Origin of the sequence: Streptomyces sp. NPDC058985 (assembly GCF_042740985.1) — a bacterium.
Taxonomy (GTDB): Bacteria; Actinomycetota; Actinomycetes; order Streptomycetales; family Streptomycetaceae; genus Streptomyces.
This window is the reverse complement of record NZ_JBHYJX010000003.1, coordinates 228028-254461: the sequence shown is the minus strand read 5'-3', so window position 1 is coordinate 254461 and position 26434 is coordinate 228028. Positions and strand designations below refer to the sequence as shown.

The following is a 26434-nucleotide window of genomic DNA, read 5'->3' as shown; positions in this document are numbered from 1 at the left end:
CTTCTCCTACGTGCATCGACGCCCGCCCCCTCCCGCTCTGAGATCGATCCGAGGACCATGCCCTCCCACCGCCGCCCCCGGCTGCTCGCCCCGCTCCTGCTCATACCGCTCATATCGAGCTGCTTCGCCTCCGGAGGCGGCGCCACCGATTCCGGTACCGGTGACGGCAAGGGCGGAGACGGGTCCCGGCTCCGTGTCGCCCTCGCCTTCCCGCCCGCCGAGAACCTGTCCCCGTACGGCGCCGACGCCACCCTCCTCAGCCGGCTCGGCGTGACCGAGGGGCTCACCTCGCTGGACGCCAACGGCTCCGCCGCCCCCGCGCTCGCCGCGTCCTGGCGCCGGGACGGGGACAAGACGTGGGAGTTCACCCTCCGGGATGCCACCTTCCAGGACGGGACCGACGTCACGCCCGCCGCCGTCGCCGCCTCCCTCGCCGAGGCCACCGGTGCCGAGCCCGCCCCGGCCGCCCTCGAGGGCGTCACCCTCACCGCCGAGGGCAGCGGCGACCGGGTGCTCCGGATCACCACCGACGAGCCCGACCCCGTACTGCCACTGCGGCTCTCCAGCCCCAGCCTCGCGATCCTGTCCAAGGGCGCCTACGGCAAGGGCGACCGTGTCGATCCCGTCGGGCACGCCACCGGGCCCTTCGAGCTGACCAAGGTCAACGGCGCCACCTCCGCCTCCCTCGACCGGTTCGACGACTACTGGGGCGGGCGCGCTCAGGCCTCCGGCATCGACGCCCGCTTCATCGCCGACGGCACGGCCCGCGCCAACGCCCTGCGGACGGGGGAGCTGGACATCGCCGAGGCCGTCCCGGTCGCCCAGGCGGCGAGTCTCGACGAGGAGACACGGCGCGACACCGCCACCACCCGCACCACCAGCCTGTTGCTCAACGCCTCGTCCGGTCCCTTCAAGGACGCGGGCCTGCGGGCCGCCGCCAGGACCGGGCTCGACACCTCCGTGTTCGCCAAGGACGTCTACGAGGGGTACGGCGACCCCGGGGCCGGCGTCTACGGGCCCGCCGTGACCTGGGCCGAGGGGAAGCGGACCGAGCCTGTCGGGAGGGCGGACGCCAAGAAGCCGGGCGGCGAGACCATCCACCTCGCCACGTACGACAACCGGCCCGAGCTGCCCGAGGTCGCCCAGGTCGTCAAGCAGCAGCTGGAGAAGGCCGGGTTCAAGGTCGAGCTGACCGTGCGGGAGTACTCGCGGCTCGAAGGCGACGCCCTCGACGGCAAGTTCGACGCCTTCGTGCTCGCCCGCAACACCCTGCTCGACACCGGCGACCCCGTCGCCGTCCTCGCGAGCGACTACACCTGCGACGGCGGCTACAACATCGCCCAGCTCTGCGACAAGGGCGTCGACCGCGCCGTCGCCGACGCCGGGAAGATCGCCGACACCGCGAAGCGGCAGGACGCCGCCATGGCCGCCGAGGCGCGCGTCCTCGGCAGCGACGCCGTCGTCCCGCTCGTCCACCAGCGGATCATCACCGGCGTCGCCGGCTCCGTACAGGGCGTCGTCCTCGACCCGTACGAGCGCACCCTCGTCGGCACCGGTACCCGGCGCTGAACCGTGCGGCAGCGAGCGGCCACCCTGGTGTGGCGGGTCGTGCTCGCGGGCGGGCTCGTCTGCGGGATCGGACTGCTGCCCTGGCTCACGCAGACCGACCCGGCGTACACCGTCCTCAAGGCGCGGTCCGCCGAGCGGGAACCGACGCCCGAGGTGCTCGCCGACATCCGGCACCAGCTCGGGCTCGACGGCGGGCCCCTGCACGTACTCACCACCTGGCTGGGCGGGATCGCACGCGGTGACGCGGGACAGTCGTGGATCTCCGGCGGGGACGTGCTGCCCGGCGTGCTCCACGCGCTCGGCGCCTCGCTCCTGCTCATGGGCGTCGCGCTGCTGGTCGCCGCCGTCACCGCCGGGCTCGTCTGCGCACGTACGCTCCGGCTGGGCGCCCGGCGGCGGCTCGACGAGCGGCGCGTCGGCGGGGCCGGGTCCGCGGTCCTCGCCTCGCTGCCCGAATTCCTCGTCGCGACCGTGCTCGCCACCGTCGTCGGGGTGCAGCTGGGGTGGCTGCCCGCGCTGGGGTGGTACGGGTTCCAGTGGACCGTGCTGCCCGCGCTCGCCCTCGGACTGCCCGCCGGGGCCGTGCTCGGGCGGTTGCTCGACGACCTGCTGCCCGGCGCGTTCGGCGAACCGTGGGCGCTGGCTGCCGCCGCCCGCGGGCTGACCGGACGGTCGATCGCCCGCCAGGCCGTACGCCGGTGCGTGCCCGCGCTGCTGCCCAACCTCGGGCTTTTCGTCGTCGGACTGACCGGCGGTGCCGTCGCCGTCGAGCAGGTCTTCGACATCCCGGGGCTCGGACGTACGACGCTTCAGGCCGCCCTCGCCCAGGACCTTCCCGTCCTCCAGGCCGGCACCCTCGCCCTCGTGCTCCTCGCCGCGCTCGCCACCGCCGCCACGCGGCTCGCGGCCCGTCTGCTCACCGGGCCCGCCCTGCGCGACGGCGCCCTGTCCTCCCTGCACCGGCCCGCCCCGCCGGCCCGGTCACTGCCTCCCCTCCTCTACGCCGCCGTCCTGGCCGCCGTCGTCGGGTTCGGGCTTGCCCGGGATCCGCTGGCCCTCGACACCGGGCAGAAGCTGCGGGCCCCCTCCCTCGACCACCCCTTCGGCACCGACGCCCTCGGCCGCGACCTGCTGGCCCGCGTCGGTCACGGGGCGCTGGACACCCTGCTCCTCGCCTCCGCCATCACCACCGCCGCGCTGCTCGCCGGCGTCCTCCTCGGGCTCGTTCCCCGCGTGTCCGCGCCGCTCGTCGACACCGTCAACGCCGTACCACCGGTACTCGTCGCCCTCCTCGTCACCGCCGTCGCGGGCAGCGGGGCGGCCACGCCCGCGCTCGCCGTCGGCGCCGTGGCCTGGGCGCCGCTCGCCACCCACACCGCCGCACTGCTGCGGCAGGAGCGTGCCACCCTGCACATCACCGCGACGAAAGGGCTGGGCGCGGGGCGCGGGTACCTGCTGCGGCGCGAACTGCTGCCCGCCGTACTGCCGCCGATCCTGCGCCATGCTCTGCTGCGGCTGCCCGGCGTCGCCCTCGCCCTCGCCTCGCTCGGCTTCCTCGGGCTCGGCGCCCAGCCGCCGTCGCCCGAGTGGGGACTCCTCCTCGCCGAGAACCAGCCCTACGCCGAGCGCGCCCCCTGGGCGGTCCTCGCCCCCGCCGCCGTCCTCGCCCTGCTCGGCGCGCTGGCCGTCACCGCGGCCGGAGGGCTGCGTCGGCCCCGCCCTCCTCGTTCGGCGGCGGTCGCCGGTGAGCGGCCCGCCGGGAGGAAGGAACCGGCCGTACTCCGATGATCTCCCTCTCCCGCCGCCGGTCACCCCTGGGGGCCACCGGCCGGGGTGCCCCGCTCTCCCCGTTGCTGCGGCTGCTCATCCTCACCCAACTCGCCTTCAACATCGGGTTCTTCGCCGTCCTGCCCTTTCTCGCCGAGCACCTGGGACGGTCCGTCGGTATGGCGGGGTGGCTGGTCGGGTTCGTGCTCGGGCTGCGGACCTTCAGCCAGCAGGGGCTGTTCGTGGTCGGCGGGGCGCTCGCCGACCGGTACGGCATCCGGCCCGTGGTGCTCGCCGGGTGCGTGCTGCGGATCGCCGGGTTCGCGTGGCTCGGGTTCGCCGAGCGGACCTGGGCCGTGGTCGGCGCGGTGCTGCTCATCGGGTTCGCCGCCGCGCTGTTCTCGCCCGCCGTCGAGTCCGAGGTCGCCCGCCAGGCCGTGGTGTGGGAGGCGGAGGAGAACGGGGACCGGACGCGGGTGCTCGCGCTGTTCACCGTCGCCGGGCAGGCCGGGGCGTTCGTCGGACCGCTGCTGGGTGCCCTGCTGCTCGCGGTCGACTTCCGTACCGTGTGTCTCGCCGGGGCCGGCGTCTTCGTGCTCGTCCTCGCCGGGCACGCGTGGCTGCTGCCGCAGCACATTCCCGGGCGGGCGCGCGTCCGGTTCGGCGGCGGGGCGCGGCTGCTGCTGCGCAACCGCCGCTTCCTCGCGCTGTGCTGCGCGTACGGCGCCTATCTGCTCGCCTACAACCAGCTCTACCTCGCCCTGCCCGCCGAGGTGGAGCGGGCCGCCGGTTCGCAGGCGCCGCTGGCCTGGCTGTTCGCGCTCTCCTCGCTGCTCGTGGTGGGCGCGCAGTTGCCGGTGACCCGGTGGGCGGGGGAGCGGCTGGCGCCGCGCCGGTCGATGGTCGCGGGGCTGGGGCTGATCTCGGCCGGGTTCGCCGCCGTCGCGCTCGCCCGGCCCGCCGGGTGGACGGGGGTGGGTGGACTGGCGCCCGCCGCCGGGTTCGTCGTCCTGCTCACCCTCGGGCAGATGCTGGTCGCGCCCGTCGCCCGCGCCTGGGTGCCGGACCTCGCCGAGGACGGGCGGCTCGGGCTGTACACGGGGGCACTGTCCTCGGTGTCCGGGCTCATCGTCCTCGCGGGCAGCTCCGCGACCGGCCTCCTGCTGGACACGGGGCTGCCGCCCGCGGTGCCCTGGCTGGTGCTGGCCGCCGTTCCGCTGGCGGCTGTGGGGTTGCTGCCCCGGCGGGACTGAGTCCCGGGGCCGGGGGCGCGGGTGGGTACGGCACCTGCTCGGCCCCGCCCCTCACCGCGCCGCACGTTCCCCGGCCGCCCGCCGCACGGGCGTCCGCGCCGTGCCGACGGGAGCCACGGGGTGGTCCGCCGGCGGGGTGGAGACCGGGGTTCGGGTGGTGGAGCGGGCCCCCGGCCCTCACCGCGCCGCGAGCTCCCGCACCGCCCGCCGCACAGGCGTCCGCACCGCCCGCGTACTCCGCCACAGCCACAGCACGTCGCGGCCGAACGACCACACCAGGAGCCCCAGGGCCAGCGCCACCACCCCGGCGTTCGCCACGCGCGGCAGCAGGTCGGCGCCGGCCAGGAGCAGCAGTACGCCCTGGAGCGCGGCCACCGTCTTGCGGGCCGTGCTCGGGGGCAGCGGGGCGGTCAGCCACGGCCACACCCGGGCCGCGGCGACGAACACGTAGCGCATGGAGCCGATCAGCAGCACCCACGGGCCCAGGTCCATCGCGACGTACACGCTGAGGACCAGGATGAGGAACGCGTCGACCTCCATGTCGAAGCGGGCGCCGAGCTGCGAGGACGTGCCGGTGCGGCGGGCGACCTTGCCGTCCACGCCGTCCAGGATCAGAGCCACGGCGGTGAGGCCGACGAGGAGGGAGACGGGCGGCGCGCTGCGGAAGGAGTCCGCGACCAGCGCCGTCACTCCGCCGACCAGCGTGGCCCGGCCGAGGGTGACCCGGTTGGCCGGGCCGAACGACGCGGGCCGGGAGCGGTGCAGGGCCCGTGCCAGCACCGCCCAGGTCGCGAACGCGAAGGCGAGGCCGGTCAGCCAGCCCGCCGTGCCCATCCCGATCGCCGTGCCGAGCAGCGCAAGCAGAAGGATCTGCGCGCCCGCCCCGACCGCGGTCTCCTGCTGAACGGGCCTCGCGTCGTGTGCGTCGTACGTGTTGTTCAGGGCCACCGAACACCCTCCGGCCGTGTGACAGAGTCGATCAACGCCGCTACCTTGTGCGCGGCTGTGCATCCCTCGGTACGTGGGCGGCTTCCCGATCGTTCAGGAGGACATCCGATGACACGCAGGGCACACGCGTTCTGGCTCGACTCGCCCGGCCGGGGCACGATCCGCGAGGTGGAGCTGCCGGAACCCGGTGCGGACGAGGTCCTGGTGCGCACCCTCCACAGCGGTGTGAGCCGGGGCACCGAGACCCTCGTCTTCGCCGGGCGGGTGCCCCAGAACCAGTACGCGGCGATGCGCGCGCCGTTCCAGGAGGGCGACTTCCCCGGACCGGTGAAGTACGGCTACCTCAACGTCGGCGTGGTCGAGGAGGGACCGGACGCGCTCGTCGGGCGTACCGTCTTCTGCCTCTACCCGCACCAGACGCGCTACGTCGTCCCCGCCGCCGCCGTCACGCCGGTGCCGCCGACGGTGCCCGCCGCGCGGGCCGTGCTCGCCGGCACGGTGGAGACCGCCGTCAACGCCCTCTGGGACGCGGCGCCCCTGGTCGGCGACCGCGTCGCGGTGGTCGGCGGCGGCATGGTCGGCTGCTCGGTGGCCGCCCTGCTGGCCCGCTTCCCCGGCGTCCGGGTCGAGCTGGTCGACGCCGACCCGGCCCGCGCGAAGGTCGCCGAAGCGCTCGGCGTGGGCTTCGCGTCCCCGGCCGACGCGCTCGGCGACCGCGACCTGGTCGTGCACGCCAGCGCGACCGAGGCCGGGCTCGCCCGGTCCCTGGAGCTGCTGCGGCCCGAGGGCACCGTCGTCGAACTGAGCTGGTACGGAGACCGGCCCGTCGCCCTCCCGCTCGGCGAGGCCTTCCACTCCCGGCGCCTGACCCTGCGCAGCAGCCAGGTCGGCACCGTCTCCCCGGCCCGCGGCGCCACCCGCACCTACGCCGACCGGCTCGCCCTCGCCCTCGACCTGCTCGCCGACCCGGCGCTGGACGCCCTCGTCACCGGCGAGTCCGCGTTCGCCGAACTCCCGGACGTGCTGCCCCGGCTGGCCTCCGGCGAGATCACCGCCCTGTGCCACCGCATCCGGTACGACGCGGAGGGCGCCGGCGCCTGACCCCCGGACCGGCCTCGCCCGACCTCGCCTGACCTTGAGAAAAGACGTACGGGCCGCTGAACAAGGGAAGACCTCCAGCCGTAATAGACGGCACCCCGCGCAGCGATCGGCGGGGGATCAGACGTGCCACACCTGGAGGGTCGTCCGTTGTTCAGCATCACCGTCCGCGATCACATCATGATCGCCCACAGCTTCCGCGGCGACGTCTTCGGGCCCGCACAGCGCCTGCACGGAGCGACGTTCCTGGTGGACGCCACCTTCCGGCGCGAGCAGCTGGACGAGGACAACATCGTCGTCGACATCGGACTGGCCACCCGCGAACTGGGCGCCGTCGTCAGCGAGCTGAACTACCGCAATCTCGACAACGAACCCGACTTCGCCGGCGTCAACACCTCCACCGAGTTCCTGGCCAAGGTCGTCGCCGACCGGCTCGCCGAACGCGTCCACAAGGGCGCCCTCGGCGAGGGGGCCAAGGGCCTGGCCGGTCTCACCGTGACCCTGCACGAGTCGCACGTCGCCTGGGCGAGTTACGAGCGTGCGCTGTGACCGACACGTCCGTCGAGGCGGCGGCCGGACGCACCCGGCTCACCTACGTCCCCACCCAGATCCCCGCCCGCGTCGCCGCGCGGGCCGCGTCCCCGAGGAACGACGGGATCATCCCCATGTCCCTGCGCTCCGTGCACTTCGTCGTTCCGGGCGGGATCGACGATCCGGGCGCGCCGAGCGGCGGCAACGCCTACGACCGGCGGGTGCGGCTCGACCTGCCGGGCTTCGGCTGGCGGGTACGGGGGCTGCCCGTCGACGGTGACTGGCCCCGGCCGGACGACACCGCCCGCGCGGAACTCGCCCGCGTCCTGCGCCGGTTGCCGGACGGCGCGGTCGTCCTGCTCGACGGCCTGGTCGCCTGCGGGGTGCCGGAGATCGTCGTCCCGGAGGCCGAGCGGCTGCGCATGGCCGTCCTCGTCCACCTCCCGCTGGGCGACGAGACCGGCCTCGACCCCGCCGTCGCCGCCGAACTGGACGCCCGCGAGCGCGCGGTGCTGCGGGCCGTGCCGGCCGTCGTCGCCACCAGCGACTGGGCGGTGCGCCGGCTCGTCTCCCACCACGGCCTCGACCCGGGCCGCGTCCACGTCGCCGCGCCCGGCGCCGACATCGCGCCCCTCGCGCCCGGCACCGACGGCGTGTCCCGGCTGGTGTGCGTCGCCGCCGTCACCCCGCGCAAGGGCCAGCACCGGCTGGTCGAGGCGCTGGCGGCGGTGTCCGACCTGCCGTGGAGCTGCGTGTGCGTCGGCGGCCTCGGCCACGACCCGGAGTACGTCGAACAGCTGCGGGCCCTCGTCGCGCGGCACGGCCTGGAGGACCGGCTGGTACTCGCCGGACCCAGGGCGGGCGCCGAACTGGACGCCACCTACGCCACAGCCGACCTGATGGTCCTCACCTCGTACGCCGAGACGTACGGCATGGCGGTGACCGAGGCCCTCGCGCGCGGTGTCCCCGTGCTCGCCACGGACGTCGGCGGCCTCCCGGAGGCGGTCGGACGCGCGCCCGACGGAGGGGTGCCCGGCATCCTCGTCCCGCCCGAGGACCCGGCCGCGCTCGCCGCCGAGCTGCGCGGCTGGTTCGGCGAGGCGGACGTCCGACGCCGGCTGAAGAGCGCCGCCCGGGGCCGCCGCGCCGCGCTGAACGGCTGGGCGAGTACGGCCCAGAGCCTGGCCGGCGTCCTGCACCGGCTGCCCGGCGAACCCGGGGGGACGGCATGAGCGAGCCCACCACGCCGACCGCGCGAGCCCTCTCGGCCCGGCCCGGAGCGTCGGACGTCGCTGAGGCCACGGACCCTGGCGAGTCCCCGGGCGCCGCCAAGTCCACGCACATCGCCGAGTCCACGACCGGCGTCATCCCCGGCGCGGGCCCGACCGGCGGGTCCACGGCCCGGCCGCCCACCGCGTCCGCTCCCGCTCCCGCTCCCGCCTTGGCCTCGGCCGAACGCGCCACCCTGCGCCTGCGCGAGGCCCCCGCGCCCGACGCCGCCCCGCACCCCGACGACCCGCCGCGCTACGCCCCCGAATGGCTGCGGCTGCGCGAGCCCGCCGACGCCGCCGCGCGGGCGCACGACCTGCTCGACCCGCTGCGGACCCACCTCGCGGGACCGCCGGGGCGGACCGGCGGACTGGTCGTGCACGACCTGGGCTGCGGCACCGGCTCGATGGGACGCTGGCTCGCCCCGCGGCTCGACGGCGCCCAGCACTGGGTGCTGCACGACCGCGACCCCTACCTCCTGCACTTCGCCGCCGTCAGCGCCCCGCGCTCGGCCGCCGACGGCAGCCGCGTCACCGTCGAGACACTGCGCGGGGACCTCGCCCGCCTCACCCCGGACGCGCTGTCCGGCGCCGGCCTGGTGACGGCGTCCGCGCTCCTCGACGTCCTGACCACCGAGGAGGTCGGCACCCTCGCTGCCGCCTGTGCCGTGGCCGGCTGCGCGGCCCTGCTGACCCTGTCCGTCGCCGGACGCGTCGACCTCACCCCCGCGCACCCCCTGGACGCCGAGATCACCGAGGCGTTCAACGACCACCAGCGGCGTACCGGCCTGCTCGGCCCGGACGCGGTCACCGCGGCGAAGGACGCCTTCGCCGCGCACGGCGCCACGGTGCGGGCGCATCCCAGCCCCTGGCGGCTGGGCCCCAACGAGGCCGGACTCACCGCGCAGTGGCTGCGGGGCTGGGTCGGCGCGGCCGTGGAACAGCGCCCCGAACTGAGCGAACGGGCCGAGGCGTACTTGGACGAGCGCCTCGCCGCCTGCGCGGACGGCACCCTCAGCGTGGTGGTGCACCACACCGACCTGCTGGCGTTGTCCCGGCCGACGGGCGGGGCCTCGTGAGCGCTCCGACCGTACCGGCGGACCTGCGGCGCACACCGCCCCGCCCGGACACCCCCGCCGGCGCGGCACGCCCGGCCCGCCGCGCCCTGCGCGCCCACCTCGGGACCCTGGCGGGCACCGCCATCCTCGGCGTACTCCTGTGGCGGATGGGAACCGGCGTCTTCCTGGACGGGCTGCGCCGGATCGACGCGCCGACCGTGCTCGCGGCGCTCGGCATCGGGCTGGTCACCACGGTGTTCAGCGCCTGGCGCTGGGCCCTGGTGGCCCGGGGACTGCGCATCCGGCTGCCCCTCGGACCGGCCGTCGCGGACTACTACCGTGCCTTGTTCCTCAACGCCGCCCTCCCAGGCGGCGTCCTGGGCGACGTGCACCGCGCGGTGCACCACGGGCGGAGCGCCGGCGACCTGGGGCGCGGGGTGCGGGCCGTCGTCCTCGAACGGGTCGCCGGACAGCTCGCGTTGATCGGTGTCGGCGCCGTCGTGCTGCTCACGCTGCCGTCCCCGGTGCTGGGCGAGGCCCGGCGCGCCGCCCCGCTCGTCACCCTGGCCGTGCTGGGCGCGCTGGCCGTGCTCGTCGCCCTGCGCATGAACCGGGCGCCGGCGCGCGGCGGGCGGGCCCTGCGGGCGAGGCTCGGCGAGGCGCGCCAGGGGCTGCTGTCCCGGCGGAACCTGCCGGGCGTCGCGGTGTCGTCCGTCGTCGTACTCGCCGGACACCTGGTGATGTTCGGGCTCGCCGCCCGGGTGGCCGGCAGCGGAGCCACCGTCGCCGAACTCACCCCGCTGGCCGTGCTGGCGCTGCTCGCCATGGGGCTGCCGCTGAACGTCGGCGGCTGGGGCCCCCGCGAGGGCGTCACCGCCTGGGCGTTCGGCGCGGCCGGGCTCGGCGCGGGCACCGGGCTGGGCGTGGCCGTGGTGTACGGGGTGCTCAGCTTCGTGGCGAGCCTGCCCGGTGTCGTCGTCCTCGTCGTCCGCCGGTTCGCGCGCCCCGACGGCTCCTACGGGCGCCCCGGCCTCTTCTCAGCCGTCGGACCGGCAGTCGGACCGGCGCTCGGATCGGCGGTCGGCTCCGCGGTCAGGAAGGAGAAATACGTCCCGAAGGAATCCGCGAGGCTCGCCAGCAGTTCCTTCCCCTTTTCCGCCGAACCCAGCGAAGGGCGCCCGATGACACCGGAATCGGTATAGGCGGACATGCCGAGGGAGAGCAGATGACGCCGGTCGTCAGCGACGAAGTCGGCGGTCTCGTAACCGGGCCGGACCGATTCGGGGTGCGCCTGCAGAAGAATGGAGGTCTCTATTTCCCCCGCGTGCATGTCGGAGAGCAGCGAGGTGGTCACCCCCGCCCGCTGCCGCGCCGCCTCCCAGTCCTCCGCGGCCGGGAACAGCGCCATCCGCTCGCCGCGCGCGGAGGACTCCTGGACGACGTTGCCCAGTACGTAGTTCCCGCCGTGCCCGTTGACCACGACCAGGGCCTCGACACCGGAGCGGCGCAGCGAGGAGGCTATGTCCCCGACCACCGCGTGGAGGGTCACCGAGGAGATGCTGACGGTTCCCGGCCAGTCCGCGTGCTCGTGCGAGCAGCCGATGGTCACCGGCGGGAGCAGGTGCACCGGGTACGCGGCGGCGATCTCCCGGGCGACGGCGCAGGCGACGAGCGTGTCGGTCGCCAGCGGCAGGTACGGGCCGTGCTGCTCGAAGCTGCCCACCGGCAACACCGCGACCTGACGCGGGACTTCGGCGCCCCGCCTGCGCACGTCCTCCGAGGTGTCCGCCGGCACCAGTGAAGCATCCATTCCCGCACGGCCTTTCGTCGCTGTTGGGCAACCAGTTGAGAGATCTGCTGAGAGATCCGCTGAGAGATCTGTTGAGGAACGCGAGAATCATGACAGAAAAAATTGGTGTACTCGGCAAGAAGGCATCGCAGCGCACGGACGTGGAACGCGTCGTGGTGACGCCGCTGCCCACCGTGTACGGGGAATTCCGGGCTTTCGGCTATTTCGACCACGAGCGCGGCGACGAGCAAGTGGCGCTCGTCTACGGCGACCTGGGCGCCGAGGGTGTGCTCACCCGGCTGCACTCGGAGTGCCTGACCGGCGACGCCTTCGGCTCCCAGCACTGCGAGTGCGGTGACCAACTGGCCTCCGCACTGCGGTCGGTGGCCGCCGCGGGCAGCGGTGTCGTCGTCTACCTGCGCGGCCACGAGGGACGCGGCATCGGGCTGCTCGCCAAGCTCCGCGCGATGGCGTTGCAGGCGGAGGGCCTGGACACGGTGGAGGCGAACCTCGCCCTCGGCCTGCCGGTGGACGCCCGCGACTACGGCGTCGCCGCCCGCATCCTGGGCGACCTCGGGGTGCGGTCGGTGCGCCTGATGTCCAACAACCCCCGCAAGCGTGAGGCGTTGGTGCGGCACGGCATCCAGGTCGCCGAAGAGGTGCCGCTGCTGATCCCGCCGTGCGAGAGCAACATCACCTATCTGCGGACCAAGCGGGAGCGCCTCGACCACCACCTGCCGCACCTGGACGCGCTGGCCCACCTGACGTCCTGACCCCGGCGGCCGGATCAGTCCGTGAGGGCCTCGTGCACGAGCCGCTTCAGGTCGGGATACACGGTGTGCGAGGACCGGGGCCGCACCTGGGTCATGAACTGCACCGTCAGGTCACGGCCCGGGTCGACCCAGAAGGTGGTCGTGGCCACCCCGCTCCAGCCGTAGGTGCCCGGGCCGGACGGCGACTGCGTGCGGCTCGGGTCGGTCACCACGGAGACGCCGAGACCGAAGCCGACGCCGTCGTTGCCGGGCCGGTCGTGCGCGGGACGGCTGCCGAGGGCGCGCAGGTCGGCGCCGCCGGGGAGGTGGTTGCGGGTCATCAGGTCCACCGTCCCGGGGGCGAGCACCCGGACGCCGTCGAGTGCGCCGCGGCGCCGCAGCATCTCGGCGAAGCGGTGCACGTCGTACGCGGAGGAGACCAGGCCGCCGCTGCCCGACAGGAGCCGCGGCCGGCCTTGCAGCGGCAGGCCGGGCACCGGCTCGATGGAGCCGTCGTCCGCCTCGCCGTACAGCTCGGCCAGCCGCTCCGCCTGCTCGTCGGTGACGTGGAAGCCGGTGTCCGTCATGCCGAGCGGGCCGAAGATCCGGGCGGCGAAGAACGCGTCGAGCGGCTGTCCGGACACCACCTCGACCAGCCGCCCCAGGACGTTGCTGGCCACCGAGTAGTTCCACTCGGTGCCCGGTTCGAACTGGAGCGGCAGGCTCGCGTACAGGTCGACGGTCTCGGCCAGGTCCGCGCCCGGCCGCACCGACGACTCCAGACCGGCCGCCCGGTACAGCCCGTCCACGGCGTGGGAGTGGTAGAAGCCGAAGGTCAGCCCGGCCGTGTGGGTCATCAGGTGCCGGACGAGGACCGGACCCTCGGCGGGCCGGGTGACGGTGTCGTCACCGGACCCCCGGACGTACACCCGCGGCTCGGCGAAGGCCGGCAGGTACCGGGCCACCGGATCGTCCAGGGACAGCCGGCCCTCCTCCACCAGCGTCAGCACGGCGACGGACGTGACCGGCTTGGTCATGGAGTAGATCCGCCACAGGGTGCCGGCCGTCACCGGCAGGCCGGCCGCGCGGTCCCGCAGGCCGTGCACCGTCAGATGCGCGACGCGTCCGCCGCGGGCGACGGCCACCAGGAAGCCGGGCAGCCGTCCCTCGTCCACCTGCCGGGCGAAGTGCAGGTCGAGCCGGTCCAGCGCCTCGGCGTCCAGCCCGGCCGCGCCCGCGTCGGTCTCCTGCCGCAGGGGTGGCATCGCCATCGTTCTCCTCGGTCGTTCGTCGAAGACCCGTCCGGCATACCCCGCGTACCCCCCTTCGGAACTCGGATCCCCGCTCATGATCCACCGGCCCCGCGGCGGTCAGGCCGTGACCGTCTCCGGTTCGGCCGACTCCCGGGCAGCCCGCTGGCCGAGACGCTCCGTCGCCACCTTGTGGGTCTCGCGGGCCGTGAGCGCGGCGATCACCGGCGGGACGCACAGCGCGGCCGTGAACAGCGCCACCGCGAACCAGTCGTCGCCGTCCGGACCGGCGATCTGCGCCGCGAAGGTCACCGCGAACCCGGCCACCGCGAAACCGATCTGGGTGCCGATCGCCACGCCCGACAGGCGGACCCGGGTGGAGAACATCTCGCCGTAGAAGGCCGGCCAGACGCCGTTCGCGGCGCTGTAGACCACGCCGAAGGCGATGATGCCCAGCAGGAACGTCAGCGGGTAGGAGCCGGTGGAGATCGCCCACAGGTACAGGAACATCGTCACCGCGCTGCCGACCGCGCCGATCAGGTACACCGGGCGACGTCCGATCCGGTCGGACAGCGTCGCCCACAGCGGGATCGCGCCGAGCGCCACGACATTGGCGAGGGCGCCCACCCACAGCATCGCGGTACGGGACATGCCGACCGAGTCGCTCGTGGCGTACGCCAGCGCCCAGACCGTGAAGATGGTGCTGACCGAGGCGATGAGCGCGCCCGCGACCACCCGCAGGACGTCCGCCCAGTGGTCCCGGGCCAGCACCGCGAGCGGCATCTTCACGACGCCCTCCGTGGCCGCCTGCTGCTCGAAGGCCGGCGTCTCGTCGAGCTTGCGGCGGATGACGTAGCCGACGACCGCGACCACCACGCTCAGCCAGAACGGCACCCGCCAGCCCCAGGCCAGCAGGTGTTCCTCGGGGAGCGCGGCGACGGGCAGGAAGACCAGGGTGGCGAGCAGCTGCCCGCCCTGGGTGCCGCTGAGGGTGAAGCTGGTGAAGAAGCCGCGTTTGTGCCCCGGCGCGTGTTCCAGGGTCATCGAGTTGGCGCTGGCCTGCTCACCCGCCGCCGATATGCCCTGCAGGATCCGGCACAGCACCAGCAGGACCGGGGCGAGGGTGCCGACCTGGTCGCGCGTGGGCAGACAGCCGATGAGGAACGTCGAGACGCCCATCAGGATCAGCGTGAAGACCATGATCTTCTTGCGGCCCATGCGGTCGCCGATGTGGCCCAGGAAGAACGCGCCGACCGGGCGGGCGGCGTACGCGACGCCGAAGGTGGCCAGCGACAGCAGGGTCGCGGTGGCCGGGTCGGACTCGTCGAAGAAGACCTCGGGGAAGATCAGCGCGGCGGCGCTGCCGTAGATGAAGAAGTCGTAGTACTCCAGCGCGCTGCCGATCCAGGCGGCGGTGGCGGCCTTCTTCGGCTGGCCGGGCGGGGCGGCGCCCTGGGACGCGGGGGCGGGGACGGACACGGCTTGCTCCTTCGGGGGACTCCACCGTAGGCGGAGTGAGCGGAGGGGAGGACGGCGCGGAAGGTGCCGTCGGCCGCTCGGCTAATTAACCCACTGGGTAGTTAGTCGCGGTTGGGAAGGGATGTTGCGCGCAGGTTTCCCACGTGTCAAGGGGTCCGGTCGTCCCGAGGCGCCGGCGTTCAGTCCGCCGCGCGCTCCGCCGTCAGATAGGCGATCACCATGTCGCCCAGCATCGCCCGGTAGTGCTCGCGCTGGTCCGGCGCGACCAGGTCGCGCCCGAACAGGGCGCCGAAGGTGTGCCGGTTGGCGACCCGGAAGAAGCAGAAGGAGCTGATCATCGCGTGCAGGTCGACGGCGTCGACGTCGGCCGTGAAGAGGCCGGAGCGCTGCCCCTCGTCCAGGATCCGGCGGATCACGTCGAGCGCCGGGGAGCCGATGCTGGCCAGCATCTCCGAGGACGCGATGTGCTCGGCGTCGTGGATGTTCTCGATGCTGACCAGGCGGATGAAGTCCGGGTGCCGCTCATGGTGGTCGAAGGTCACCTCGGCCAGGCGCCGGATGGCCGCCACCGGGTCCAGGTGGTCGACGTCGAGCTGCTGCTCGGCCTCCCGGATCACGCCGTACGCCCGCTCCAGCACGGCCGTGAACAGCTGCTCCTTGCCGCCGAAGTAGTAGTAGATCATCCGCTTGGTGGTGCGGGTGCGGGCGGCGATCTCGTCGACCCGGGCCCCGTCGAAGCCGGCCCGGGCGAACTCGCGCGTCGCCACGTCGAGGATCTCGGCCCGGGTGCGGGCGGCGTCGCGGGTGCGCGTGCCGGTTCGTGCCGGTTCGTCGACGCTGGTCATCGGATTCCTTCGGCTGCGGCGGCTTGGGCGGGACTGCGTGCTGAGGGCGTGCCGGTGATTGTAGAAGCCTCCGCCTTCCCTCACGCCCCGCCCTTCTGCTATGACTAACGTACTGGTTCGTACATTGTTCGCTCGGGCAGCGGCCCGAGCAGCTCAGGAGGTCGTCCCCGGTGGCCAAGGACTCGTTTCTCGTCGGACTGATCGGCTCCGGCATCGGCCCGTCACTCAGTCCGGCACTGCACGAGCGGGAGGCCGGCCGGCAGGGCCTGCGCTACCTGTACCGGCTGATCGACATCGACCGCCTCGGTGTCCCGCCCGAGGCGGTGGGCGACCTGGTGCGAGCCGCCCGGGACCTGGGCTTCGACGGGCTGAACATCACCCACCCGTGCAAGCAGCTCGTCATCGAGCACCTGGACGCGCTCGCCCCGCAGGCCGAGGCGCTCGGCGCGGTCAACACGGTCGTCTTCGACGACGCGGGCCGCGCGACCGGCCACAACACCGACGTCACCGGCTTCGCCGCCTCCTTCGCCCGCGGGCTGTCCGACGCGCCGCTGGAGCGGATCGTGCAGCTCGGCGCCGGCGGGGCGGGCGCGGCCGTCGCCCACGCCACGCTCACCCTGGGCGCCGGACGCGTGACCGTCGTCGACGCGCTGCCCGAGCGGGCCGCCGCCCTCGCCGCCCAGCTGAACGGGCACTTCGGGGACGGGCGCGCCGCCTGCGCCACCCCGGACGCGCTGCCCGGCCTGCTGACCGGCGCTGACGGCATCGTGCACGCGACCCCCACCGGCATGGCCGCCCACCCCGGGCTGCCGCTGCCCGCCGGGCTGCTGCACCCCGGGCTGTGGGTCGCCGAGGTCGTCTACCGCCCGCTGGAGACCGAGCTGCTGCGCACCGCCCGCGCGCTGGGCTGCGCCACCCTCGACGGCGGCGGCATGGCCGTCTTCCAGGCCGTGGACGCGTTCCGGCTGTTCACCGGGCGGGAACCCGACGCCGTGCGGATGCTCGCCGACATCGCCGGCCTGGCCGGCGCCGTGGGTGCCCAGCTAGGACCCGAGTAGGACCCGAGTAGGACCCGAGTAGGAAGAGGTACCGACGTGCGGACGTCGATCGCCACCGTCTCCCTCAGCGGATCCCTCACCGAGAAGCTCACGGCCGCCTCCCGGGCCGGCTTCGACGGTGTGGAGATCTTCGAGAACGACCTGCTGGCCAGCCCGCTGACCCCCGAGGAGATCCGCGCCCGCTGCGCCGACCTCGGCCTGACCATCGACCTCTACCAGCCCATGCGGGACGTCGAGGCGCTGCCCGAGGAGGAGTTCGCCCGCGCGCTGCGCCGCGCCCGGCACAAGTTCGAGCTGATGAACAGGCTCGGCACGGACACCGTCCTGGTCTGCTCCAGCGTCTCCCCGCACGCCGTGGACGACGACGACCTCGCCGCCGGGCAGCTCAGCCGCCTGGCCGGCCTGGCCGGGGAGCACGGGGTGCGCGTCGCCTACGAGGCGCTCGCCTGGGGCCGCCACATCAACACCTGGGACCACGCCTGGCGCGTCGTCCGGCGGGCGGACCACCCCGCGCTCGGCACCTGCCTGGACAGCTTCCACATCCTCTCGCGCGCGCGTGACCCCAAGGACCTCGAAGGGATCGAGGACATCCCCGGCGACAAGATCTTCTTCCTCCAGCTCGCCGACGCCCCGCTGCTCGCGATGGACGTCCTCCAGTGGAGCCGCCACTACCGCTGCTTCCCCGGCCAGGGCGGCTTCGACGTCGCCGGACTGCTGCGCCACGTGCTGCGCGCCGGCTACACCGGCCCCCTGTCGCTGGAGGTCTTCAACGACGTCTTCCGGCAGTCCGAGGCCGGACCCACCGCCGTGGACGCCCGGCGCTCCCTGCTCACCCTCCAGGAGAGCGTCGGGCTCGCGGCCCCGCCCGCGCCCGCCGCACCCACCGGGGTCGCCTTCGCCGAGCTGGTCACGCCCGACGCCGCGCCCGTCTCGGCGGTGCTCGGCGCGCTGGGCTTCGCCCGCACCGCACGGCACCGGGGCAAACCCGTCGACCTCTGGCAGCGCGGCGAGGCCCGGGTCCTGGTCAACACCGGTCCCGCCGAACGCCGCGACGGCACCCGGCTGGCCGCCGTCGGCCTGGAGTCGCCGGATCCGCGGGGCGCGGCCCGACGCGCCGAGGCACTGCTCTCCCCGGTGCTGCCGCGCCGTCGCGCGCCGGGCGACGCCCCGCTGGAGGCGGTGGCCGCTCCCGACGGCACGGAGCTGTTCTTCTGCGCCACCGGGCGCCCCGGACTGCCCGACTGGCGGGCGGACTTCGAGGAGACCGGGGCGGTGGCCGAAGCCGACGCCGCCTGGCGGGTCGACCACCTCTCCCTCACCCAGCCCTGGCACCAGTTCGACGAGGCGGCGCTCTTCCACCGTGCCGTCCTCGGGCTGCGCCCGCAGGAGAGCGTGGACGTCGCCGACCCCTACGGACTGCTGCGCAGCCGCGCCGTCAGCACGGACGACGGCGCCGTCCGGATCGTCCTGACGGTCGGCGCGGCACCCGTCGACGACACCGCGCACGCCCAGCACATCGCCCTGGCCACCGACGACGTGGTCGCCGCCGCCCGCGCCTTCCGCGCCGCCGGCGGCACGCTGCTGCCGATCCCCGCCAACTACCACGACGATCTCGCGGCCCGCTTCGAGTTCGCCGACGGCGAGCTGGAGACGTACCGGGAGCTGGGCATCCTCTACGACCGCGACGCGTACGGTGAGTTCCGGCACTGCTACACCCGCACCGTCGGACGGGTCTTCTTCGAACTCGTCCAGCGCGACGGCGGCCACCGCGGCTACGGCGCGGCCAACGCGCCGGTGCGGCTGGCCGCCCAGCACGCGGCGCGCGGCCTCACTGGCGGCTGACGGTGCGGGTCAGGCCGGTGATCACCGTCGTGGCCAGGATCCAGCCCGTGATGATCAGGACGTAGGACAGGGTCTGGTACCAGCCCTCGGGCGAGAAGGCGTTCTCCTGGCCGAAGGAGATCACCGGGAGCAGCAGGTCGAGCGTGTAGAACACCGGGTTGAAGTCGGGGGCCTCCTGCGGCTTGAGCGGCGGCGGGTGGTGCAGCCCGTACGCGAGGGAGCCGGCCGCCAGCAGCGACAGCAGCCAGCCGCCCGCGCGCAGCGGCCGGAAGCCGTAGCCGACCGTGACGTCCTGGAGGTGCCCCCACAGGCGGCCGTACCAGGGCAGGGTGCGGCGCCGCCGCCGCTGCTTGGCGAGCTGCACCAGCCGGGCCGCGTCGTCGTCGCCGATCCGGCGGTAGGCGGCGGTCAACTGCTCGTAGGTGAAGGGGAGGTAGCTGTCGCCCATCTCCAGCATCGGCAGCCGCCGCTCGGCGGGCTCGTGGGGGATGAGCGACGTGTAGGTGAGATCGTTGAGCTGGACCCAGTCCGCCACCACGTCCGGCTGGACGAAGAGCACCTCCACCTGGGCGCGGCGCAGGTTGAGCGTGCCCCGTACCACCGGGCCCTCGCGCAGCCAGAGTTCACCGATCACGCAACTGCTGGCGCGCAGCGCGGTCCCGCCGGGGTTGGCCAGCCGGGCGTGCGACAGATCCAGCCGGCCGGGTATCCGCGCGCCGCGCAGCTCCAGCCGGCCCCGGACGTCCGCGTGCCGCATCAGCACGTCGGCCTCGGCCGTGAGCGTCTCGGCCTGGACGGCGGTGCCGCCGGGCCGGTCGAGCACCGCGTCGGTGAGGTTGACCGTCCCGGTCACCCGGGCCCCGTTGAGGCGTACCTCGCCCCGCACGTGCAGGCCCGGCGCCCACAGGTCGGCCCCGACCACCGCCTGGTTCAGCTGGAGTACCGGCCCCTCGGCGTCCGGGTCGTGGATGCGCGTGCTCTCCAGGTACAGGCTGCGGGTGACCTCCGCCCCGCCGAGCCGCACCATCCCGCCGAACCGGGCGCGGGTCAGGCGCAGTACGCCGTCCACCCGCACGGCGTGCCCGATCAGTCCGGGCAGCACGGACTCGCTCAGGTTCAGCTCGCGCAGCCGCGCCGCGTAGAGCCGCGGCGCCTCGCCGAAGTGGCAGTGCCGTAACCGGACGGGGTGATCGACCTCCGCGTTCTGCAACTCCAGCCGCCCGGTGACGCGGGCGCCGGCCAGGCTCAGCGCGGGCACCTCGCCGTCCTCCCGGGGGCCGTCGAGGAGCAGGGAGCGCAACACCGCCGCCCTCACGGTCCGTTCGGGCCCCCAGGAGGCGCCGTCGGCGGGGTCCTCGTCGTCCGCGGTGCGGAAGTCCACCGCCGTGCCCGTGGCGAACGCCCGCCAGACGCGCGCCTCGGCCGGTGTCAGGTCGTTGATCTCCATCGCGGGGACTCTGACCCGAACCGGCCGGTCACGTCAACGTGTCGCCGGCGCGGCGCGCTACTTCTTCGACGCCTCCACGGCGTGCCCGCCGAACTGGTTGCGCAGCGCGGCGACCATCTTCATCTGCGGCGAGTCGTCCTGCCGGGACGCGAACCGCGCGAAGAGGGAGGCCGTGATCGCCGGCAGCGGCACCGCGTTGTCGATGGCCGCCTCGACGGTCCAGCGGCCCTCACCGGAGTCCTCCGCGTAGCCGCGCAGCTTCTCCAGGTGGTGGTCCTCGTCGAGGGCGTTGACGGCCAGGTCGAGGAGCCAGGAGCGGATCACGGTGCCGTCCTGCCAGGACCGGAAGACCTCGCGGACGTTGTCCACGGAGTCGACCTTCTCCAGCAGCTCCCAGCCCTCGGCGTAGGCCTGCATCATGGCGTACTCGATGCCGTTGTGGACCATCTTGGAGAAGTGCCCGGCACCGACCTTGCCGGCGTGCACGAACCCGTACGGGCCGTCCGGCTTGAGCGCGTCGAAGATCGGCTTGAGGTCGTCGACGTGTTCCTTCTCGCCGCCGACCATGAGGGCGTAGCCGTTCTGCAGGCCCCACACCCCGCCCGAGACACCGGCGTCGACGAAGTTGACGCCGTGCTTGGCCAGCTCCTCGGCGTGCCGCTCGTCGTCCGTCCAGCGGGAGTTGCCGCCGTCGATGACCGTGTCGCCGTGCCGGAGCAGGGTACCCAGCTGGTCGATGACGTGCTGGGTGGCGGCACCCGCCGGCACCATCACCCAGACCGCACGCGGCCGGTCCAGCTGCTCGACCATGTCGACCAGGCTGTTCACGTCGGCCCGCTCGGGATTGGTGTCGTATCCGACGACGGTGTGGCCGGCGTTGCGCAGACGCTCGCGCATGTTGCCGCCCATCTTGCCGAGACCCACAAGACCGATCTGCATGTCAGTGCACTTCCTTCAGTTCGCGGTAGGCGGCCACCAGCGCGGCCGTGGACGGATCGAGGCCGGGCACGTCCGCCCCCTCGGTCAGGGCGGGCTCGACGCGCTTGGCGAGCACCTTGCCCAGTTCGACACCCCACTGGTCGAAGGAGTCGATGTTCCAGACGGCGCCCTGTACGAACACCTTGTGCTCGTAGAGCGCGATGAGCTGCCCGAGGACGGACGGGGTCAGCTCGGTGGCGAGGATCGTGGTGGTGGGGTGGTTGCCGCGGAACGTCTTGTGCGGGACCAGTTCTTCCGGCACCCCCTCGGCGCGCACCTCGTCCGGGGTCTTGCCGAAGGCGAGGGCCTGGGTCTGGGCGAAGAAGTTGGCCATCAGCAGGTCGTGCTGGGCCTTCAGTCCGTCGCTCAGCTCGCCGACCGGCCGGGCGAAGCCGATGAAGTCCGCCGGGATCAGCTTGGTGCCCTGGTGGATCAGCTGGTAGTAGGCGTGCTGCCCGTTGGTGCCGGGCGTGCCCCAGACCACCGGCCCGGTCTGCCACTCCACGTCGCGGCCCTCGCGGTCGACGGACTTGCCGTTGGACTCCATGTCGAGCTGCTGGAGGTACGCGGTGAACTTCGACAGGTAGTGCGAGTACGGCAGCACCGCGTGCGACTGCGCGTCGAGGAAGTTGCCGTACCAGATGCCCAGCAGTCCGAGGAGCAGCGGCGCGTTGGCCGGGGCCTCGGCGTTCTGGAAGTGCTCGTCGACGATGCGGAAGCCGTCGAGCATCTCCCGGAAGCGGTCCGGGCCGATGGCGATCATCAGGGACAGCCCGATCGCCGAGTCGTAGGAGTAGCGGCCGCCGACCCAGTCCCAGAACTCGAACATGTTGGCCGTGTCGATGCCGAACCCGGCGACCTTCTCCGCGTTCGTCGACAGCGCCACGAAGTGCTTCGCCACCGCCTTCTCGTCGCCGTCGTAGGCGTCGAGCAGCCAGGAGCGCGCCGAGGTCGCGTTCGTGATCGTCTCGATGGTGGTGAAGGTCTTGGACGCCACGATGAACAGCGTCTCGGCCGGGTCCAGGTCCCGCACCGCCTCGTGCAGGTCGGCGCCGTCCACGTTGGACACGAACCGGAAGGTCAGCGAACGGTCGGTGAAGGCGCGCAGCGCCTCGTACGCCATCGCCGGTCCCAGGTCGGAGCCGCCGATGCCGATGTTGACGACATTGCGGATGCGCCGCCCGGTGTGACCGGTCCACTCGCCGGAACGGACCTTGTCCGCAAAGGCCGCCATCTTGTCGAGGACGGCGTGGACCCTGGGCACGACGTTCTCGCCGTCGACCTCGACCACCGCGTCCCGCGGGGCGCGCAGCGCGGTGTGCAGGACCGCCCGGTCCTCGGTGATGTTGATCCGCTCGCCGCGGAACATGGCGTCACGCAGCCCGAACACGCCGGTGGCCGAGGCCAGGTCCTGGAGCAGGGCCAGCGTCTCGTCGGTGACGAGGTGCTTGGAGTAGTCGATGCGCAGGTCGCCGACGCGCACGACGTACCGCTCCGCGCGCCCGGGGTCGGCGGCGAACAGCTCGCGCAGGTCCGGTCGCGCCATGGCGTCCGTGCGGTGGTCCGCGAGCGCGGTCCACTCGGGGCGCCGGTTGAGCTTCGGGGAGTCAGACATGAACGGGGGTCTCCTTGCCGGCCTCGCCGCGCAGGGCGATGGCGTACATCTCGTCGGCGTCGAGGCGCCGCAGCTCCTCGGCGATCAGTTCGGAGGTGGGGCGCACCTTCAGCGCGAGGGAGCGCGGGGGCTGACCGGGCAGGGTCATCGTGGCGAGCGGGCCCTCCGGGCGGTCGATGACGATCTCGCCGTTCGCGGTGGAGAGCCGGACGGCCGTGACCACCGGGCCGTCGGTGACCACGCGGTCGACGGTGACGCCGAGGCGTGCCTCCAGCCAGCGGGCCAGCAGTTCGGCCGCCGGGTTGTCCGCCTCGGCCTCCACCACCGCGGAGGTCACCGGCACCCGCGCCTGGTCGAGCGCTGCCGCCAGCATGGACCGCCACAGGGTCAGCCGGGTCCAGGCGAGGTCGGTGTCGCCGGGCGCGTAGCAGCGGACCCGGCGGGCGAGGACCTCCATCGGCCGCTCGACCGCGTAGAGGTCGGTGATCCTGCGCTGCGCCAGCGCGCCCAGCGGGTCGCCCGCGGGGTTGTCCGGCGCGTCCACCGGCCACCACACGACGACCGGGGCGTCCGGCAGCAGCAGCGGCAGCACGACCGAGTCGGCGTGCTCGGACACCTCCCCGTACATGCGCAGGACGACGGTCTCGCCGGTGCCGGCCTCGGAGCCGACCCGGACCTCGGCGTCCAGGTGGGAGCGGGTGCGGTCGCGCAGGTTGCGGGGGTGGCGCTTGATGACGACCAGGGTGCGCGAGGGGTGCTCGTGCGAGGCCTCCTCACCCGCCTTGACCGCGTCGTAGGCGTTCTCCTCGTCGGTGACGATGACCAGCGTGAGCACCATGCCCACGGCCGGTGTGCCGATGGCCCGGCGGCCCTGCACCAGCGCCTTGTTGATCTTGCTTGCCGTGGTGTCGGTCAGGTCGATCCTCATGGCCTGCGCCAGCTCCGTCCGTCTCGTGCGAGCATCTCGTCGGCTTCCCGCGGTCCCCAGCCGCCCGAGTCGTACTGGGCGGGCCTGCCGTGCGTGTCCCAGTACTGCTCGATCGGGTCGAGGATCCGCCAGGACTCTTCCACTTCCTGGTGGCGCGGGAACAGGTTGGCGTCGCCCAGAAGGACGTCCAGGATCAGCCGTTCGTACGCCTCCGGGCTGGACTCCGTGAACGACTCGCCGTACGCGAAGTCCATGGACACGTCCCGGATCTCCATCGAGGTGCCCGGCACCTTGGAGCCGAAGCGCACCGTCATGCCCTCGTCGGGCTGGACGCGGATGACGATCGCGTTCTCGCCCAGCTCCTCCGTCGCGGTGGAGTCGAAGGGGGAGTGCGGGGCCCGCTGGAAGACGACCGCGATCTCCGTGACCCGGCGGCCCAGCCGTTTGCCGGTGCGCAGGTAGAACGGGACGCCCGCCCAGCGGCGGTTGTCGACGCCCAGCTTGATCGCCGCGTAGGTGTCGGTGGTGGAGGCCGGGTCGATGCCGTCCTCCTCCAGGTAGCCCGGCACCTGCGCGCCGCCCTGCCAGCCGCCCGCGTACTGGCCGCGCACGGTGTGGTCGCCGAGGTCGTCGGGCAGCCGCACCGCCTTCAGCACCTTCAGCTTCTCGGTGAGCAGCGACGCCGCGTCGAAGGAGGCGGGCTCCTCCATGGCGGTGAGCGCCATCAGCTGGAGCAGGTGGTTCTGGATGACGTCGCGGGCGGCGCCGATGCCGTCGTAGTAGCCGGCCCGGCCGCCGATGCCGATGTCCTCGGCCATCGTGATCTGCACGTGGTCGACGTAGGAGCGGTTCCAGATCGGCTCGTACATCTGGTTGGCGAAGCGCAGCGCCAGGATGTTCTGGACGGTCTCCTTGCCCAGGTAGTGGTCGATGCGGAAGACCTGCTCCGGGTCGAAGACCTCGTGCACCAGCGCGTTCAGGTCACGGGCGCTGTCCAGGTCGTGCCCGAACGGCTTCTCGATCACCGCGCGCCGCCAGGAGCCCTCCGGGGCGTCGGTCAGTCCGTGCTTCTTGAGCTGCTGGACCACCTTCGGGAAGAACTTCGGCGGCACCGACAGGTAGAAGGCGTAGTTGCCGCTGGTGCCGCGGGAGGCGTCCAGCTCCTCCACGGCCTTGCGCAGCTGTTCGAAGGCGTCGTCGTCCTCGAAGTCACCCGGGATGAACCGCATGCCCTCGGAGAGCTGCTGCCAGACCTCCTCGCGGAACGGCGTCCGGGCGTGCTCCTTGACCGCGTCGTGCACGACCTCGGCGAAGTCCTGGTCCTCCCAGTCCCGGCGGGCGAAGCCGACCAGCGAGAAGCCGGGCGGCAGCAGGCCGCGGTTGGCCAGGTCGTACACGGCCGGCATCAGCTTGCGGCGCGAGAGGTCGCCGGTGACGCCGAAGATGACCAGTCCGGAGGGGCCGGCGATACGAGGGAGACGGCGGTCCTGCGGATCGCGCAGGGGGTTGCTCCAGTCGAGCGGTGCCACGGGCGTGACGGCCTTGCCGTCGGCCGCTCTCGCCTTCGCCCCCTTGGCGGCGCGGGCCGGCCCGGTCTTCTTCGCGCTCCGCGGCGCCTTGGCGGGACCGGCCGCCTTCGCCGCCCCGGCGGCCTTGGACTCCTCGGCCTCCTCGGCGTGCAGCGGCCCCGCGGCCTCCCGGGCCGTGCGGGCCTCCTTGGCTTCCTTCGTCGCCTTGGTCTCGTGGACCGTCGTAGCGGGAAGCTCCTCGCTCATTCCCCGTCAACTCCCTTGCTGTCGAGGGACTTCGTCACGGCATCGAGCAGGTCCTGCCAGGCGTTCTCGAACTTGGCCACGCCCTCCTGCTCCAACTGCTCCACCACCTCGTCGTACGAGACACCGAGCCGCTCCACGGCCGCGAGATCCGCCCGGGCCTGGGCGTACCCGCCGGTGACCGTGTCGCCCCGCACGTCGCCGTGATCGGCGGCGGCGTCCAGGGTGGCCTCCGGCATCGTGTTCACGGTGCCGGGAGCGACCAGCTCCTCCACGTACAGGGTGTCCCGGAATGCCGGGTCCTTCACCCCGGTCGACGCCCACAGGGGACGCTGGGGGTTGGCGCGGGCCCCGGCCAGCGCGGTGAAGCGGTGCCCCGCGAAGACGTTCTCGTACGCCTCGTAGGCCAGTCGCGCGTTGGCCAGCGCGGCCTTCCCCCGCAGGGCGAGGGCCTCCTCGGTGCCCAGCAGCGTCAGGCGCTTGTCGATCTCGCTGTCGACGCGGGAGACGAAGAAGGAGGCGACGGAGTGAATGTCCGCCAGGTCGAGGCCGGCCGCCCGCGCCTTCTCCAGACCGGCGAGGTAGGCGTCCATGACCTCGCCGTAGCGCTCCAGGGAGAAGATCAGCGTGACGTTGACGCTGATCCCGGCGCCGATGACCTCGGTGATCGCCGGGAGACCGGCCCTGGTCGCCGGTATCTTGATCATCACGTTGGGGCGGTCGACGAGCCAGGCCAGCTGGCGGGCCTCGGCGATCGTGGCCCGCGTGTCGTGGGCCAGGCGCGGGTCGACCTCGATGGAGACCCGGCCGTCCCGGCCGCCGGTCGCGTCGTACACCCCGCGCAGCACGTCGGCGGCGGCGCGGACGTCGGCGGTGGTCATCATGCGGACCGCCTCGTCCACGGTGACGCCCCGGGTCGCCAGGTCGGCCAGCTGCTCCTCGTAGCCCTCCCCGGAGCCGATGGCGGCCTGGAAGATCGAGGGGTTGGTGGTCACGCCGACGACGTTCTTCGTCCTGATCAGCTCGGCGAGGTTGCCGGACTCGATCCGCCGCCGCGACAGGTCGTCCAGCCAGACGGAGACGCCCTGGCCGGCCAGGCGCGTGAGTGCTCCCGCGGTAGCGGTTGCTTCGGTCACAGTGATCATCTTCTCTTTCTGCGATCGGGTCGGGGTCCGGATCGGGGTGGG

General features: G+C 73.5%; 21 protein-coding genes and 1 pseudogene. 11 read left to right on the top strand and 11 right to left on the bottom strand.

Annotation, left to right across the window (positions count from 1 at the left end):
- Nucleotides 1-57 precede the first annotated feature (57 nt).
- Genes ACFW01_RS04220 through ACFW01_RS04210 form a run of 3 tightly spaced genes read left to right on the top strand, consistent with a single transcriptional unit; the run spans nucleotide 58 to nucleotide 4589 of the window.
- The gene (locus tag ACFW01_RS04220; RefSeq protein WP_384502323.1) at nucleotides 58-1569 is read left to right on the top strand and encodes an ABC transporter substrate-binding protein; all 1512 of its coding nucleotides are present in this window, start codon (nucleotides 58-60) and stop codon (nucleotides 1567-1569) included.
- A 3-nt stretch (nucleotides 1570-1572) separates the two neighbouring features.
- Nucleotides 1573-3357 (top strand): ABC transporter permease subunit, encoded by a 1785-nt coding sequence (locus tag ACFW01_RS04215; RefSeq protein WP_384502322.1) that lies wholly within the window; start codon nucleotides 1573-1575, stop codon nucleotides 3355-3357.
- Nucleotides 3354-4589 carry an MDR family MFS transporter gene (locus ACFW01_RS04210; RefSeq protein ID WP_384502321.1) on the top strand — a complete coding sequence of 412 codons (1236 nt, stop codon included), beginning with the start codon at nucleotides 3354-3356 and terminating at the stop codon, nucleotides 4587-4589. The genes ACFW01_RS04215 and ACFW01_RS04210 overlap by 4 nt, the downstream gene beginning before the upstream one ends.
- A 177-nt stretch (nucleotides 4590-4766) precedes the next feature.
- Here the strand turns inward: ACFW01_RS04210 and ACFW01_RS04205 are convergent, their stop codons facing one another.
- Nucleotides 4767-5537: a CDP-alcohol phosphatidyltransferase family protein gene (locus ACFW01_RS04205; RefSeq protein ID WP_384502320.1), complete on the bottom strand. Its 771-nt coding sequence runs from the start codon at nucleotides 5535-5537 to the stop codon at nucleotides 4767-4769.
- A gap of 108 nt (nucleotides 5538-5645) precedes the next feature.
- Between ACFW01_RS04205 and ACFW01_RS04200 the strand changes: the two genes are divergently transcribed.
- The 5 genes from ACFW01_RS04200 to ACFW01_RS04180 all read left to right on the top strand — a co-directional run bounded on the left by ACFW01_RS04200 (nucleotide 5646) and on the right by ACFW01_RS04180 (nucleotide 10694).
- Entirely contained in the window at nucleotides 5646-6638 is a 993-nt protein-coding gene (locus ACFW01_RS04200; RefSeq protein ID WP_384502319.1) for a dehydrogenase, read from the top strand.
- Between the two features lie 147 nt (nucleotides 6639-6785).
- Nucleotides 6786-7184, top strand: coding sequence for a 6-carboxytetrahydropterin synthase (locus ACFW01_RS04195; protein WP_122619063.1), 399 nt, complete (start codon nucleotides 6786-6788; stop codon nucleotides 7182-7184).
- On the top strand, nucleotides 7181-8398 hold the full coding sequence (locus tag ACFW01_RS04190) for a glycosyltransferase family 4 protein (RefSeq protein ID WP_384502318.1): 1218 nt from the start codon (nucleotides 7181-7183) through the stop codon (nucleotides 8396-8398). Before ACFW01_RS04195 ends, ACFW01_RS04190 begins: the two co-directional genes overlap by 4 nt.
- Complete coding sequence (locus ACFW01_RS04185) at nucleotides 8395-9513, top strand: hypothetical protein (protein WP_384502317.1); 1119 nt, start codon at nucleotides 8395-8397, stop codon at nucleotides 9511-9513. Before ACFW01_RS04190 ends, ACFW01_RS04185 begins: the two co-directional genes overlap by 4 nt.
- 23 nt (nucleotides 9514-9536) lie before the next feature.
- Nucleotides 9537-10694: a lysylphosphatidylglycerol synthase transmembrane domain-containing protein gene (locus tag ACFW01_RS04180; protein ID WP_234956981.1), complete on the top strand. Its 1158-nt coding sequence runs from the start codon at nucleotides 9537-9539 to the stop codon at nucleotides 10692-10694.
- Here the strand turns inward: ACFW01_RS04180 and ACFW01_RS04175 are convergent.
- Nucleotides 10577-11302: pseudogene (locus tag ACFW01_RS04175) on the bottom strand (creatininase family protein); the annotation flags it as partial. The gene ACFW01_RS04180 and the pseudogene ACFW01_RS04175 sit on opposite strands and share 118 nt — an antisense overlap.
- A gap of 89 nt (nucleotides 11303-11391) precedes the next feature.
- Here ACFW01_RS04175 and ribA point away from each other — a divergent pair.
- Nucleotides 11392-12054: a GTP cyclohydrolase II gene (gene ribA, locus ACFW01_RS04170; RefSeq protein WP_161327816.1), complete on the top strand. Its 663-nt coding sequence runs from the start codon at nucleotides 11392-11394 to the stop codon at nucleotides 12052-12054.
- A 14-nt stretch (nucleotides 12055-12068) separates the two neighbouring features.
- Here the strand turns inward: ribA and ACFW01_RS04165 are convergent, their stop codons facing one another.
- The 3 genes from ACFW01_RS04165 to ACFW01_RS04155 all read right to left on the bottom strand — a co-directional run bounded on the left by ACFW01_RS04165 (nucleotide 12069) and on the right by ACFW01_RS04155 (nucleotide 15607).
- On the bottom strand, nucleotides 12069-13298 hold the full coding sequence (locus tag ACFW01_RS04165) for a serine hydrolase domain-containing protein (RefSeq protein ID WP_234956982.1): 1230 nt from the start codon (nucleotides 13296-13298) through the stop codon (nucleotides 12069-12071).
- 105 nt (nucleotides 13299-13403) lie between these two features.
- Nucleotides 13404-14762, bottom strand: a complete 1359-nt coding sequence (locus ACFW01_RS04160) for an MFS transporter (protein WP_234956863.1) — start codon at nucleotides 14760-14762, stop codon at nucleotides 13404-13406.
- A 179-nt stretch (nucleotides 14763-14941) separates the two neighbouring features.
- Nucleotides 14942-15607, bottom strand: a complete 666-nt coding sequence (locus tag ACFW01_RS04155) for a TetR/AcrR family transcriptional regulator (RefSeq protein ID WP_234956864.1) — start codon at nucleotides 15605-15607, stop codon at nucleotides 14942-14944.
- Between the two features lie 170 nt (nucleotides 15608-15777).
- Between ACFW01_RS04155 and ACFW01_RS04150 the strand changes: the two genes are divergently transcribed.
- Nucleotides 15778-16665: a shikimate dehydrogenase gene (locus tag ACFW01_RS04150; RefSeq protein WP_234956865.1), complete on the top strand. Its 888-nt coding sequence runs from the start codon at nucleotides 15778-15780 to the stop codon at nucleotides 16663-16665.
- A gap of 36 nt (nucleotides 16666-16701) precedes the next feature.
- Nucleotides 16702-18507 (top strand): bifunctional sugar phosphate isomerase/epimerase/4-hydroxyphenylpyruvate dioxygenase family protein, encoded by a 1806-nt coding sequence (locus ACFW01_RS04145; RefSeq protein WP_384502316.1) that lies wholly within the window; start codon nucleotides 16702-16704, stop codon nucleotides 18505-18507.
- Here ACFW01_RS04145 and ACFW01_RS04140 read toward each other — a convergent pair.
- Genes ACFW01_RS04140 through tal form a run of 6 tightly spaced genes read right to left on the bottom strand, consistent with a single transcriptional unit; the run spans nucleotide 18494 to nucleotide 26392 of the window.
- Entirely contained in the window at nucleotides 18494-19954 is a 1461-nt protein-coding gene (locus ACFW01_RS04140) for a membrane-associated oxidoreductase (protein WP_384502315.1), read from the bottom strand. The two genes, ACFW01_RS04145 and ACFW01_RS04140, sit on opposite strands and share 14 nt — an antisense overlap.
- Nucleotides 19955-20011: 57 nt before the next feature.
- A complete protein-coding gene (gene gnd, locus ACFW01_RS04135; protein ID WP_234956868.1) occupies nucleotides 20012-20893 on the bottom strand; it encodes a phosphogluconate dehydrogenase (NAD(+)-dependent, decarboxylating) in 882 nt (293 codons plus the stop codon).
- 1 nt (nucleotide 20894) lies between these two features.
- The gene (pgi, locus tag ACFW01_RS04130; protein ID WP_384502314.1) at nucleotides 20895-22547 is read right to left on the bottom strand and encodes a glucose-6-phosphate isomerase; all 1653 of its coding nucleotides are present in this window, start codon (nucleotides 22545-22547) and stop codon (nucleotides 20895-20897) included.
- A complete protein-coding gene (opcA, locus tag ACFW01_RS04125) occupies nucleotides 22540-23475 on the bottom strand; it encodes a glucose-6-phosphate dehydrogenase assembly protein OpcA (protein WP_234956870.1) in 936 nt (311 codons plus the stop codon). The genes pgi and opcA overlap by 8 nt, the downstream gene beginning before the upstream one ends.
- Nucleotides 23472-25250, bottom strand: a complete 1779-nt coding sequence (zwf, locus tag ACFW01_RS04120) for a glucose-6-phosphate dehydrogenase (protein ID WP_234956871.1) — start codon at nucleotides 25248-25250, stop codon at nucleotides 23472-23474. Before zwf ends, opcA begins: the two co-directional genes overlap by 4 nt.
- Nucleotides 25247-26392 (bottom strand): transaldolase, encoded by a 1146-nt coding sequence (gene tal / locus ACFW01_RS04115; protein ID WP_384502313.1) that lies wholly within the window; start codon nucleotides 26390-26392, stop codon nucleotides 25247-25249. The genes zwf and tal overlap by 4 nt, the downstream gene beginning before the upstream one ends.
- Nucleotides 26393-26434 lie beyond the last annotated feature (42 nt).

Bases quoted from the DNA above. Each gene is read 5' to 3' on its own strand.
- ACFW01_RS04185 (WP_384502317.1), top strand. From the start codon at position 8,395: ATGAGCGAGCCCACCACGCCGACCGCGCGAGCCCTCTCGGCCCGGCCC.
- pgi (WP_384502314.1), bottom strand. From the start codon at position 22,547: ATGTCTGACTCCCCGAAGCTCAACCGGCGCCCCGAGTGGACCGCGCTC.
- opcA (WP_234956870.1), bottom strand. From the start codon at position 23,475: ATGAGGATCGACCTGACCGACACCACGGCAAGCAAGATCAACAAGGCG.
- tal (WP_384502313.1), bottom strand. From the start codon at position 26,392: ATGATCACTGTGACCGAAGCAACCGCTACCGCGGGAGCACTCACGCGC.
- ACFW01_RS04155 (WP_234956864.1), bottom strand. From the start codon at position 15,607: ATGACCAGCGTCGACGAACCGGCACGAACCGGCACGCGCACCCGCGAC.
- ribA (WP_161327816.1), top strand. From the start codon at position 11,392: ATGACAGAAAAAATTGGTGTACTCGGCAAGAAGGCATCGCAGCGCACG.
- zwf (WP_234956871.1), bottom strand. From the start codon at position 25,250: ATGAGCGAGGAGCTTCCCGCTACGACGGTCCACGAGACCAAGGCGACG.
- ACFW01_RS04165 (WP_234956982.1), bottom strand. From the start codon at position 13,298: ATGCCACCCCTGCGGCAGGAGACCGACGCGGGCGCGGCCGGGCTGGAC.
- ACFW01_RS04200 (WP_384502319.1), top strand. From the start codon at position 5,646: ATGACACGCAGGGCACACGCGTTCTGGCTCGACTCGCCCGGCCGGGGC.
- gnd (WP_234956868.1), bottom strand. From the start codon at position 20,893: ATGCAGATCGGTCTTGTGGGTCTCGGCAAGATGGGCGGCAACATGCGC.
- ACFW01_RS04210 (WP_384502321.1), top strand. From the start codon at position 3,354: ATGATCTCCCTCTCCCGCCGCCGGTCACCCCTGGGGGCCACCGGCCGG.
- ACFW01_RS04140 (WP_384502315.1), bottom strand. From the start codon at position 19,954: ATGGAGATCAACGACCTGACACCGGCCGAGGCGCGCGTCTGGCGGGCG.
- ACFW01_RS04220 (WP_384502323.1), top strand. From the start codon at position 58: ATGCCCTCCCACCGCCGCCCCCGGCTGCTCGCCCCGCTCCTGCTCATA.